The organism is Streptomyces sp. NPDC001904 (genome assembly GCF_040297005.1).
GTDB lineage: Bacteria > Actinomycetota > Actinomycetes > Streptomycetales > Streptomycetaceae > Streptomyces.
The window spans coordinates 66807-78173 of the sequence record NZ_JBEOYI010000031.1 but is presented as its reverse complement, the minus strand read 5'-3'; the positions used below and the strand labels follow the sequence as shown (position 1 = coordinate 78173).

At 74.5% G+C, this 11367-nt stretch carries 10 protein-coding genes and 1 riboswitch; of the genes, 3 read left to right on the top strand and 7 right to left on the bottom strand.

The window, feature by feature from the left end; all coding sequences use genetic code 11:
- The first annotated feature begins 406 nt into the window (after nucleotides 1-406).
- Nucleotides 407-1363, top strand: coding sequence for an SCO1860 family LAETG-anchored protein (locus tag ABT127_RS34255; protein ID WP_351458798.1), 957 nt, complete (start codon nucleotides 407-409; stop codon nucleotides 1361-1363).
- 52 nt (nucleotides 1364-1415) lie between these two features.
- Complete coding sequence (locus tag ABT127_RS34250; protein WP_351458796.1) at nucleotides 1416-1781, top strand: group I truncated hemoglobin; 366 nt, start codon at nucleotides 1416-1418, stop codon at nucleotides 1779-1781.
- Nucleotides 1782-1805: 24 nt separating this feature from the next.
- Here the strand turns inward: ABT127_RS34250 and cobC are convergent, their stop codons facing one another.
- Together cobC and ABT127_RS34235 are read right to left on the bottom strand one after the other, a co-directional pair.
- Entirely contained in the window at nucleotides 1806-3158 is a 1353-nt protein-coding gene (gene cobC / locus ABT127_RS34245; RefSeq protein WP_502971830.1) for an Rv2231c family histidinol phosphate aminotransferase CobC, read from the bottom strand.
- Nucleotides 3159-3326: 168 nt separating this feature from the next.
- Nucleotides 3327-3728, bottom strand: a complete 402-nt coding sequence (locus ABT127_RS34235; RefSeq protein ID WP_351458793.1) for a cobalamin biosynthesis protein — start codon at nucleotides 3726-3728, stop codon at nucleotides 3327-3329.
- A gap of 39 nt (nucleotides 3729-3767) precedes the next feature.
- Between ABT127_RS34235 and ABT127_RS34230 the strand changes: the two genes are divergently transcribed.
- Complete coding sequence (locus tag ABT127_RS34230; protein ID WP_111667003.1) at nucleotides 3768-4499, top strand: ZIP family metal transporter; 732 nt, start codon at nucleotides 3768-3770, stop codon at nucleotides 4497-4499.
- An 8-nt stretch (nucleotides 4500-4507) separates the two neighbouring features.
- Here the strand turns inward: ABT127_RS34230 and ABT127_RS34225 are convergent, their stop codons facing one another.
- The 5 genes from ABT127_RS34225 to ABT127_RS34205 all read right to left on the bottom strand — a co-directional run bounded on the left by ABT127_RS34225 (nucleotide 4508) and on the right by ABT127_RS34205 (nucleotide 11144).
- Complete coding sequence (locus ABT127_RS34225) at nucleotides 4508-5893, bottom strand: cobyrinic acid a,c-diamide synthase CobB (protein ID WP_351458790.1); 1386 nt, start codon at nucleotides 5891-5893, stop codon at nucleotides 4508-4510.
- Nucleotides 5890-6489 carry a cob(I)yrinic acid a,c-diamide adenosyltransferase gene (cobO, locus tag ABT127_RS34220; RefSeq protein ID WP_351458788.1) on the bottom strand — a complete coding sequence of 200 codons (600 nt, stop codon included), beginning with the start codon at nucleotides 6487-6489 and terminating at the stop codon, nucleotides 5890-5892. The genes ABT127_RS34225 and cobO overlap by 4 nt, the downstream gene beginning before the upstream one ends.
- Nucleotides 6489-8534 (bottom strand): putative cobaltochelatase, encoded by a 2046-nt coding sequence (locus ABT127_RS34215; protein WP_351458785.1) that lies wholly within the window; start codon nucleotides 8532-8534, stop codon nucleotides 6489-6491. The genes cobO and ABT127_RS34215 overlap by 1 nt, the downstream gene beginning before the upstream one ends.
- A 166-nt stretch (nucleotides 8535-8700) precedes the next feature.
- On the bottom strand, nucleotides 8701-10212 hold the full coding sequence (locus ABT127_RS34210) for a cobyric acid synthase (protein ID WP_351458782.1): 1512 nt from the start codon (nucleotides 10210-10212) through the stop codon (nucleotides 8701-8703).
- Nucleotides 10209-11144 carry a cobalamin biosynthesis protein gene (locus ABT127_RS34205; RefSeq protein WP_351458803.1) on the bottom strand — a complete coding sequence of 312 codons (936 nt, stop codon included), beginning with the start codon at nucleotides 11142-11144 and terminating at the stop codon, nucleotides 10209-10211. The genes ABT127_RS34210 and ABT127_RS34205 overlap by 4 nt, the downstream gene beginning before the upstream one ends.
- Nucleotides 11145-11204: 60 nt before the next feature.
- Nucleotides 11205-11355: riboswitch (cobalamin riboswitch) on the bottom strand.
- Between the last annotated feature and the right edge of the window lie 12 nt (nucleotides 11356-11367).

Sequence of the window (11367 nt, the reverse complement as noted above, 5' to 3'; positions counted from 1 at the left end):
CGCGCCCCCCGCCCCCCCGGCCGCCCCCCGCGCCCGGGGGGGGCGCGCCCCCCCCCGCGACCAGCCCCCACCGGCCCGCAGGGTTGACACACAGCGTGACCCGCGCATCAGGGTGCTCGTTGCACACGAATTCCCTGCGCCCGCGCGGAGCGCCGGCGCAGGGGTGACAAGAGGGACGCCAGGGAACAACAGCGCCCTCAGATTCGAAGACCTGCACGGAAACCCCCCTTTGGAGTGAACTCACGCCTGGTTGCTGCCTGTTCACTCTCAGTGCGTAAAGATTCCCTCGTCGGCGACGGAGACCGGCGCGGTCCCGTGGGATGTCCCCGTGACACGGCCCGCCCCCGCCCCGCCGCCGGCACCTTGTCCCGTTACCGCCGTCCCACCCCTGGGGGGTCTTTCCAGCATGTCCAGCACCAGCAACACCGTCTCCCGTCGCACCCGCCGCCTCGCCGTGACGGCCACCGCCGCTGTCCTCGCCGCCGGACCCGCGGCGCTCGCGGCCGCGGGTCCGGCGGCGGCCACCGGCGACCACGGCGGCAAGGCCGGCGCGGTGGTCCTGCGCACGGGCCTGGACGTCTCGCTCCTGAACAAGACGGTGAACGTCCCGCTGAGGGTCGCGCTCAACGAGGTGCAGGCCCCCGCGAGCGCCGAGAAGACCGCGCTGACCGCGCGCCTGGACGGCGTCGACGGCGGTCAGGCGTTCAGCGTGCTGCGCGCCGACGTGGCCAAGGCCAGGGCGACCGTGGACGACAAGAAGGCGGAGGGCTTCACCCAGCTCGTCCACGCCAAGGTCCACGTCCCCGGCCTGCCCCTGCTCTCCCTCATCGAGGTCGACCAGGTCACCTCGAAGGCGCTCTGCGAGGCGGGCAGGAAGCCGGTCGCGGAGTCGAACCTGCTCGGTTCGGTCACCGTGCTCGGCAAGAAGGTCACCCTGTCGGCGGGCGGTACGACCCGCGTCGACGTCCCGCAGATCGGCGAGGTCTCCCTCGCCCTCTCCGAGACCTCCACCACGTCGACCACGGCCGCCGCCTCGGCCCTGCACCTCAAGGTCTCGGTGAACCCCCTGAAGCTGAACGTGGCGGAGGTCAACGGCGAGGTCACCCTCGCCGGCGCCACCTGCACGGCGCCCAAGGCGGCCCCGGCGGAGGACCCGAAGCCGCAGGGCGGCAAGCCGGAGAAGCCGGTCGAGGCCGCGCCGGTCGAGAACAAGACGGCGCCGAGGACGGAGACCAAGGCCGACCTGGCGGAGACCGGCGGCAACTCGAACACGCCGTACATCGCGGGCGGCGCGGTCGTGCTGCTCCTCGCGGGCGGCGGAGCCGTCGTGATGGCGCGCAAGGGACGCCGTTCCCGCGCGTAGCACCCGTCACTGCGGTACCGAATGCCCGGTTCCGCAGATATGTTCGCGTGCCATGAGTGAGTCGAGTGTCTACGAGGCGGTGGGCGGCGCCCCCGCGGTGGCGGCTGTGGTCGACCTCTTCTATGCCAAGGTCCTGGCGGACGACGAGCTGTCGCCGCACTTCCGCACCACCGACCTGCCGGCACTGAAGGCCCATCAGCGGGCCTTCATCACCACGGCACTGGGCGGCCCCGCAGCGTACCGGGGCCGCCCGCTCGGCGAGGCGCACGCCCGGCTCGGCCTGACCGGGGCGGACTTCGACCGTGTGGTCGCCCACCTCGCCGGCTCCCTGACGGACGCGGGCGTGGAGCAGTCGCTCATCACCGAGATAGCGGCCCGGCTGACCCCGCTCAAGCAGCAGATCGTGAAGGGCGAGTAGCGCGGCGGCCGGGACCGGCCGCCGTCACCCCGCGGTCAGTACCTCCCGCAGCGCGGCGATGAACGCCCCGCCGGTCCGCCGGTCCCGCACCGCCACCCGCACCCAGTCCCGCCCGAGCCCGGGGAACGTGTCCCCGCGCCGCACCGCGAACCCGGCCGCCCGCAGCCGCTCCCGCACCCCGGCCGCGTCCGGCACCCGTACGAGCAGGAAGGGCCCTTGCGCGGGCCCGGCCACGCGCACCCCGAAAGCGGCCAACTCCCCGAGCAGGTCCACCAGATGGGCCCGGTCGTCCGCGATGTCCCGCGCCGCGGCCTCCGCCTCGGCGACCCCGCGCGCCGACACGCACGCCTCGGCCGCGACCAGCGCGGGCGACGACACCGGCCACAGCGGCTGCGCCCGCTCCAGCGCCGCCACCACGTCCGGCGCGGCCAGCACGTACCCGATCCGCAGCCCGGCCAGACCCCACGTCTTCGTCAGGCTCCGCAGCACCACGAGACCCGGCACGTCCGTCCGCCCGGCCAGGGACTCCCGCTCGCCCGGCACCGCGTCCATGAACGCCTCGTCCACGACGAGCACCCGGCCGGGCCGCGCCAGCCGCGCCACCGTCTCCGCGGGATGCAGCACCGAGGTCGGATTGGTCGGATTGCCGACCACGACGAGATCCGCGTCGCCCGGCACCAGCCGCGGATCGAGCCGGAACCCGTCCTCCTCCGGCAGCAGCACCCGGCGCACCGCGTGCCCGGCGTCCCGCAGCGCCGCCTCCGGCTCCGTGAACTGCGGATGGACCACCACGGGCCGCCGCACCCCGAGCGCCCGCGCGAGCAGCACGAACGCCTCCGCCGCGCCCGACGTCAGCAGCACCCGCTCCGTCGGGACCCCGTGCCGCGCCGCCACCGCCGCCCGCGCCGCCCGGCCGTCCGGATACGCGGCAAGCCCCTCCAGCGCGCCGCCGATGTGCTCCCGCAGCCACAGCGGCGGTGTGCCCGTCCGGACGTTCACCGCGAGATCCGTCAACTTCTCGCCCTCGTCGCGGACTTCGGCATCCCCGTGATGACGCAGATCGGGTCCGTCCCCGTCGGTGTCCGGCACCTCCGGGGCCTCGCACCGTGTCACCGTCACCTCCGGATGCGCGACGCTCCACCCCTCGGCCTGCGCCCGGCAGCGCCCCGCCACCGACGCCTCGCAGGGCAGTACGACGATGCGCCGTGCCCCGAGCGCCGTGCACCGGTCGAGCCCGGCCGGCACGTCGGGTGCCGCACCCGACACGAACGCCGTCTCCACGCCCGCGTACCCGCTGCCCTCCCACAACAGCCTTGCGGTGGCCGTCAGTTCGGCGTTCACGGCCGGATCGGGCGAACCGTGCCCGACGAGCAGCACCGTCACGTCGGCCCGGTCGTGCGGGGTACGGACGCCGGTGTCCGGGCCGGCGGATTCGTCGAGCCGCCGCGTCAGCGCGGCGAGCAGGGCCGGGGAAGGGGTGAGCACGGGACGGACTCCTAGCGAGGACGGACGGGACGGGCGGGCGGAGGGGGGAGGTTCCGGACCTTACCCGGCGCGCGCCAGCGCGAAGGTCACTCTCCCGCGCCCCCCGCCGGTCCCGCGCGCCGTTCTCTTGGGAACGAGCAGCTCACCCCCGGCGGCGAGCGCGGCCGCCTCCGCGACGGACGGCGTACCCACGGCGTCCCGCACCCCTTCCGAGGGGTGCGGCACCGGTACGGCGGCCAGACGCGCCGCCGGATACGTCACGAGCGGCACCCCGAGCAGCGCGGCGGCCCGCACGATCCCCGGCTCCCGCCCCTTCGCCTCGACCGTGGCGAGCGCGGTCAGCGCGCCGGGGGCGGCCCCGGCCTCGGCCAGCACCTCCCCGACCAGCGCCAGTACCTCGTCGGCGGTGACTCCGGCCCGGGCCCCGACCCCGCCGACGACCCGGTCCGGGCCACAGGTCATGATGTGCGACGCGGGGGTCGGATGAGTTAGCAAGGGCTTATGGCGGTGTTCGTGGCGCTCGGCGCCTTTCTGATGACCCTGATCGGCGGCTGGACCGCGCAGCGGGTCACCGACCGGCGCCATCTGGTGCTGGGGCTCGCGGGCGGCCTCATGCTCGGCGTGGTCGGTCTCGACCTGCTGCCGGAGGCCCTGGAAGCGGCGGGCGGGCCGGTCTTCGGCGTGCCCGCGGCGCTGCTGCTGTTCGTCGCCGGGTTCCTCGGCGCCCACGTCCTGGAGCACCTCCTCGCCCAGCGGAAGGCCGCCCACGGCGCCGCCGAGAGCGAGAACGGCCGGGTCCCCGAGGTGGGTCTGACGGCCGCGTCCGCGATGGTCGGGCACAGCCTGATGGACGGCATGGCGATCGGCGCCGCCATCCAGGTGGGCGGCGGGATGGGCCTCGCCGTGGCGCTCGCGGTGATCGCCCACGACTTCGCCGACGGCTTCAACACGTACACGCTCACCCGGCTGTACGGGAACGCCCGCCGCAAGGCGCTGATGATGCTGTTCGCCGACGCGGCGGCACCCGTGGTGGGCGCCGCCTCCACGCTGCTGTTCACCATTCCGGAGCAATTGCTCGGTGGCTATCTGGGCTTCTTCGGCGGTGTCCTGCTGTACCTGGCCGCCGCCGAGATCCTGCCCGAGGCCCACCACGACCACCCGGCCCGCTCCACCCTGGCCGCCACGGTGGCGGGCGCGGCCTTCATCTGGCTCGTGGTGGGCATCGCGGGCTGAGCCGCAGCTCACCGCAGACACCGCTCCACCAGCCGGTGGGCGATGTCGGGCAGCGCGGCCCAGTGGGTGTGCAGATAGCTGGCGTGCACGCCCTGCTGCACGAACCCCTCGACGCGCGGAGCGGGCAGCCGCATGCCCCACGCGGGCGACGGACCCGCGCCCGGTTCCAGGACGGTCCGGTGGAACTCGTGGCCGCGCATCCGGGTCCCCGCGGGGGCCAGCACGCTGTCGCCGATCGCGACCGCGTCCCGGTAGCCGAGCGTGAGCCTGCCGGACATCCGGGCGTCGGCGTCCAGGACGCCGCACATCGCCTTGCCGTCGAGGGAGCGGGACAGGTACAGCAGGCCCGCGCACTCCGCGACGACCGGGGCACCGGCGGCGGCCAGCGTGGCCACGTCCTTGCGGAGCTGTTCGTTGGCCGACAGGTCCGGGGCGTAGACCTCCGGGAAGCCGCCGCCGATGACCAGCGCCGCCGTGCCCTCCGGGAGGTGTTCGTCGTGGAGCGGGTCGAAGGTCGCCACCTCCGCGCCGGCCGCCTCCAGGAGTTCTGTGTGTTCGGCGTAGGAGAAGGTGAAGGCTGCGCCTCCTGCCACTGCCACGACCGGTTTCGTCGTCGGGTGCGGCACGGTGGCCGCTTCTCGCGCAGTTCCTCGCGCCCCTGAAGGGGCGCTTGCACTCCACGCCTCCTCGGCCAGCGGGGGAGCCGAGCGGGCCAGGGACAGCAGTCCTTCCAGGTCGCAGCCCTCCCTGACCATCGCCGCCGACGCGCGTACGGAGTCCAGGGCCTCCGTGCTGCGTTCGGCGACCGGGACCAGGCCCAGGTGACGGGAGGGGGTGGCCACCTGCGGGGTGCGGTACAGCGCGCCGTACACCGGGACGCCGACCTCCTCCAGGGCCTCGCGCAGCAACTGCTCGTGCCGCTCGGAGCCGACCTTGTTCAGGATGACGCCCGCGAGACGGACCTCCGGGTCGAACGAGGCGAAGCCGTGCACCAGCGCCGCCACCGACCGCGACTGCGACGACGCGTCGACGACCAGGACGACGGGCGCCTTGAGCAGCTTGGCGACATGCGCCGTGGACGCCAGCTCGCCCGCGCCCGAGACGCCGTCGAACAGGCCCATCACGCCTTCCACGACGGCGAGTTCACAGCCGGCGGCGCCGTGCGCGAACAGCGGCGCGACCAGCTCGGGGCCGCACATGTACGCGTCCAGGTTGCGGCCCGGCCGGCCCGTCGCGAGGGCGTGGTAGCCCGGGTCGATGTAGTCGGGGCCCACCTTGTGCGGGGAGACGGCGAGGCCGCGCTCGGCGAACGCGGCCATCAGACCCGTCGCCACCGTCGTCTTGCCGGACCCGGAGGCGGGCGCGGCGACGACGAGCCGGGGGACGTGTGTCACCACTCGATGCCTCGCTGGCCCTTCTGACCCGCGTCCATGGGGTGCTTCACCTTCGACATGTCGGTCACGAGATCCGCGAACTCGACCAGCTTCTCGGGGGCGTTGCGGCCCGTGATGACCACGTGCTGGGTGCCGGGCCGGTCGCGCAGCACCTGGACGACCTCGTCGACGTCGATCCAGCCCCAGTGCAGCGGGTAGGCGAACTCGTCGAGCACGTACAGCTTGTACGTCTCGGCGGCCAGGTCCCGCTTGACCTGCTCCCAGCCCTCCCGGGCCTTCTCCTCGTTGTCCGCCTGATCGTCGCGCTGGACCCATGACCAGCCCTCGCCCATCTTGTGCCAGTCGACGGTGCCGCCCTCGCCGGAGGCGCCGAGCACCTTCAGCGCGTTCTCCTCGCCGACCTTCCACTTCGCCGACTTGACGAACTGGAACACCCCGATCGGCCACCCCTGGTTCCAGGCGCGCAGCGCGAGACCGAAGGCGGCCGTCGACTTGCCCTTGCCGATGCCCGTGTGCACGAACACCAGCGGACGGTTGCGGCGCTGACGTGTCGTCAGTCCGTCGTCCGGTACGACACTCGGCTGTCCCTGCGGCATCAGGCGGCCCTCCTGCTGGTGGTGTTGGTTCCCTGTACGTCCTTGACGAGCCCGGCGAGGGAGTCCGCGCGCAGCTCGTCCAGCGTCACGGCCTGTCCGCCCAGCCGGGTGGCCAGCTCACGGGCGAGGCCGAGCCGCACCAGGCCGCTCTCGCAGTCCACGACGACGCTGGCCGTCCCCTCGGCGGCGTGCAGCCCGGCGGCCCGCCCGGCCAGCTGGACCGGCTCCGGCCCGCCGGTGGCCCGCCCGTCGGTCACGACGACCAGCAGCGGCCGCCGCGCCGGGTCCCGCAGCCGCTCGACGCGGAGCACCTCGTGCGCCTTGAGCAGCCCGGCGGCCAGCGGCGTGCGCCCGCCGGTCGGCAGCGATTCGAGGCGGGCCGCTGCGGCGTCCACGCTGGACGTCGGCGGCAGCGCCACCTCGGCGCCCGACCCCCGGAAGGTCACCAGACCCACCTTGTCCCGGCGCTGATAGGCGTCGAGCAGCAGTGAGAGGACCGCGCCCTTCACGGCGCCCATCCGCTTGCGGGCCGCCATCGAACCCGAGGCGTCGACCACGAACAGCACGAGATTGCCCTCGCGCCCCTCCCGGGTCGCCTGCCGCAGATCGTCCCGGCGCACGACGAGCCCCGGACCGCTGCGGCCCCGCGCCCGCTGATGCGGTGCGGCCGCCTGCACGGTGGCCGCCAGATGCAGCTTGGTCAGGTTGCCCCGGGGGCGTACGGAGCCCGTGGTCCGGCCGTGTTCGGTGCGCGCCCGGGACCGCCGCCCGGCCGCGCCCTCGCCGAGACCCGGCACGCTCAGCATCTTCGTACGGAACGGCTCGCCCGCCGACACGGCCCGCTGCTCCCGGGGCGCCCCGCCACCGGGCGCGGGCGCCTCGGCCGGGGACTCGCCGGAGGACTCCTGTGCCGCGCCGCCGTCGTCCGCCGGGTCACCCTGCGGCGGAACCCCGCCGCCACCGCCACCGCCGTCCGGGCCGCCGTCCGGCCCGTTCGGTTCCGGGTCCGGCTCCGGGTCGTCGTCCGGCCGGTCGGGGCCGAACTCGTCCAGCGTCTCGTCGAGCTTGTCCTCGTCGAGCCCCGGCGCGTCGAACGGGTTGCGCCGCCTGCGGTGCGGCAGCGCGAGCAGGGCGGCCTGCCGCACGTCCTCCGACAGCACCTCGGTGCGGCCCGCCCACGCGGCGAGCGCGGTCGCGGTCCGCGCCATCACGATGTCGGCGCGCATGCCGTCCACCTCGAACGCGGCACAGGTCGCCGCGATCTGGGTCAGCGCGTCGTCGCCGAGCCGGACCTCGGGCAGCAGGGCGCGCGCCGCGACGATCCGCGCCCGCACCTCGGCCTCCTCACCGGCCCACCGGGCGGCGAAGGCGTCCGGCGCGTCGTCGTAGGCGAGCCGCCGCTTCACGACCTCGACGCGCTGTGCCGGCTCCCGGGACGCGGCGACCTCCACGGTCAGCCCGAACCGGTCGAGCAACTGCGGCCGCAGCTCGCCCTCTTCGGGGTTCATGGTCCCCACGAGGAGGAAGCGCGCCGCATGCCGTACGGAGACGCCCTCGCGCTCCACGTAGGAGGCGCCCATGGCGGCGGCGTCGAGGAGCAGGTCCACGAGGTGGTCGTGCAGCAGATTCACTTCGTCCACGTACAGGATCCCGCGGTGCGCGTCGGCGAGCAGCCCCGGCTCGAAGGCCTTCACGCCCTCGGCGAGCGCCCGCTCGATGTCGAGCGCGCCGACGAGCCGGTCCTCGGAAGCACCGACCGGCAACTCGACCGTGCGGGCGGGCCGTTCGACCTGCCCGGCCGCCGCGTGCGGCCCGTCGGGGCACTGCGGGTCGGGCGCCGCGGGATCGCACGAGAACCGGCACCCGGGGACGACCGCGACGCTCGGCATCAGGGTCGAAAGGGCGCGCACGGCCGTGGACTTGGCGGTCCCCTTCTCCCCGCGCACGAGCACACCGCCGACGGCGGGCGACACGGCGTTGAGCAGAAGAGCGAGCCGCAGATCGTCCTGCCCGACGACGGCGCTGAACGGATAAGGGACAGCCATCAGCCTTGATCCTCCGTGGAGTTGAGGCGCCCCGTCAGGGGCGCGGGGAACTGCGCGCTCAACCCCCACGAACGCGCACACGAGAACGAACCCATGGGGGTCCGGGGGCGCGGCCCCCGGGGACGGGACGGGAAGGGGCGGCGGGGGCGACCTTCCCGCCCGGCACTCACGACGGCGCTCCCGGGGGAACGAACGTCAGCCCCGCCGGGGCACCCCCCTCGATCAACCGCCACAGCGCATCCGTGTCGGCGTGCCGCTCGATGAGATCCCCGAGCCGGTCCAGCTGCTCCTCGCGCAGGTCGGCGAAGGACGTGTCCGGCGCCGGCACGAACCGCCGCCCGGCGGCCTGGGCGACCTCCCGCAGAAAGGCCCGCCGGAAGTCGTCCGACTCCAGCGACCCGTGCCAGTGCGTCCCCCACACGGCACCCACCCGGCACCCGTCCAGGAAGGCCTCCCCGCCCAGCACGTCGGCGACCCCGTGGTGGATCTCGTACCCCTCGACGTACGCGCCGAGCGCCTCGCCCACCGGCCGGGCGAGCGTCTTCTCGGCGGCGAACCGCACCCGTACGGGCAGCAGTCCGAGCCCGTCGACGACCCCGGCGCGCGACTCGACCTCGTCCTCGATGCGCTCGCCGAGCACCTGGAAGCCGCCGCAGATGCCGAGCACGGGCCGGCCCTCCGCGGCCCGCCGGGCCAGCGCGTCCGCGAGCCCGCGCTCGCGCAGCCACTCCAGGGCCTTCACGGTCCCGCGGGTGCCCGGCACCACCACCAGGTCGGCGTCGACGAGTTCCTCGGCCCGGTCCACGAACCGCACGACGACACCCGGCTCGGCGGCCAGCGCGTCCACATCGGTGAAGTTCGACATCAGCGGCACCGCGCACACCGCGACCCGCAGCACGTCCGCACCGGCGGGCGGCGCGACGACGGACTCGCGGACCGCGCCCCGCAGGGAGACCCGCAGCCCGTCCTCCTCGTCGATGCCGAGCCCGTGCTGATACGGCAGCACGCCGTAAGTGGCGCGCCCGGTGAGGGACTTGAGCATGTCGAGGCCGGGCTCCAGCAGTGTCACGTCACCGCGGAACTTGTTCACCAGATACCCGGCGAGCAGCTCCTGGTCCTCCGGCGCGAGCAGCGCCGTCGTCCCGAAGAACGAGGCGAAGACACCGCCCCGGTCGATGTCCCCGACCACCAGCACCGGCAGCCGCGCGGCCCGCGCGACGCCCATGTTCACGATGTCGGTGCGCCGCAGATTGATCTCGGCGGGCGAGCCCGCGCCTTCACAGATCACGGCATCATGACTGCCCCGCAGTTCCTCCAGGCACCCCACCACGGTGTCCAGCAGCGCTTCCTGGCGCGACCCGTGATAGCCCCGTGCGCTCATCTCGCCCACCGGCCTGCCCATGAGCACGACCTGGCTGCTGCGGTCGCTGCCGGGCTTGAGCAGCACCGGGTTCATCAGCGCGGTCGGCTCGACACGGGCGGCCTGCGCCTGCATCGCCTGCGCCCGGCCGATCTCGGCGCCCTCGCGGGTGACGAACGAATTGAGGGACATGTTCTGCCCCTTGAACGGCGCGACCTTCACGCCCTGCCGCACCAGCCACCGGCAGATCCCGGCGGTGACGACACTCTTCCCGGCATCGGAGGTGGTGCCCGCCACCAGCAGCCCGCCCCGGTTCATCGACGACTCCACAGCAACCGCCCGCCCACACAGACTCCCAGCGCCAGCACACTCACCCGCCGCGACAGCCGCGCGGCCCGTTCCACATCGGTCACCCGGACCGCCCGGCCCGTACCGTTCAGCACCGGCCGGTGCTCGACCCGTCCCGCGTAGGACAGGGTGCCGCCGAGCCGTACCCCGAGCGCCCCCGCGAAGGAGGCCTCGACGACCCCGGCGTTGGGACTCGGGTGCTGTCCGGCGTCCGCCCGCCACGCGGCCAGCGCGGCGCGGGGGCGCCCGCCGGCGAGGACGGCGAGGGCGCCGGTGAGCCGGGCCCCGGGCCAGCCCACGACATCGTCGAGGCGTGCGGAGGCCCAGCCGAACCGGCGGTACTTCGAAGACTTGTGCCCGACCATCGCGTCGAGCGTGTTCACGGCGCGGAAGGCGAGCAGCCCCGGCACCCCGCCGACGGCGCCCCACACCAGCGCGCCCACCACGGCGTCGGAGGTGTTCTCGGCGACCGACTCGACGACGCCCCGGGCGATCCCGTCCGCGTCCAGGCCCTGCGGGTCGCGCCCGCACAGCCGCGGCAGCAGTTCCCGGGCCAGTTCCACGTCCCCGGCCTCCAGCGCGGAGCCGACCGCCCGCGCCTCCCGGCCCAGCGAGGTCCCGCCGACCACGGCCCAGGTCGCGGCGGCCGTCAGCGCGACGGCGGCGGCGGGGGAGCGGCGTACGGCACGCGAGGCGACGGCTCCCACGGCGGCGGCGCCACCGGCGCACACCAGCGTGTGCAGCGCGCCCCAGCCGCGGTGGTCGCGCCACAGCCTCCGCTCGACGGCGCCCGCGGCCCGCCCGAACCCTGCGACGGGGTGCCCACGGCGCGGATCACCGACGAGCAGATCGCTCAACAGTCCTGCGGCGGCCCCGTACGCGAACACGCGCCCGGACCGCATGACGCCGCGCGGGGCGAACATGGCGGTAGTTGTCCTCACTCAGGGTGTCCACGCCCTGGTTCGACGAGACCGGCAGCGGGAGTTCCTGGCTCGCCCCCGGACGACCGGGGACTCACAGTGGCGGGACCGCGCCGGATTCGCACCGGCTTCCTCACCTGCTGCCGTATATGGCGTTGGAAGTGCACCACGCTCCGCGAAGGTGCGTCAACTTGCTGTTGACCTG

Bases quoted from the DNA above. Each gene is read 5' to 3' on its own strand.
- ABT127_RS34255 (WP_351458798.1), top strand. From the start codon at position 407: ATGTCCAGCACCAGCAACACCGTCTCCCGTCGCACCCGCCGCCTCGCC.
- ABT127_RS34250 (WP_351458796.1), top strand. From the start codon at position 1,416: ATGAGTGAGTCGAGTGTCTACGAGGCGGTGGGCGGCGCCCCCGCGGTG.
- ABT127_RS34235 (WP_351458793.1), bottom strand. From the start codon at position 3,728: ATGACCTGTGGCCCGGACCGGGTCGTCGGCGGGGTCGGGGCCCGGGCC.
- ABT127_RS34230 (WP_111667003.1), top strand. From the start codon at position 3,768: ATGGCGGTGTTCGTGGCGCTCGGCGCCTTTCTGATGACCCTGATCGGC.
- cobO (WP_351458788.1), bottom strand. From the start codon at position 6,489: ATGCCGCAGGGACAGCCGAGTGTCGTACCGGACGACGGACTGACGACA.
- ABT127_RS34215 (WP_351458785.1), bottom strand. From the start codon at position 8,534: ATGGCTGTCCCTTATCCGTTCAGCGCCGTCGTCGGGCAGGACGATCTG.
- ABT127_RS34210 (WP_351458782.1), bottom strand. From the start codon at position 10,212: ATGAACCGGGGCGGGCTGCTGGTGGCGGGCACCACCTCCGATGCCGGG.
- ABT127_RS34205 (WP_351458803.1), bottom strand. From the start codon at position 11,144: ATGCGGTCCGGGCGCGTGTTCGCGTACGGGGCCGCCGCAGGACTGTTG.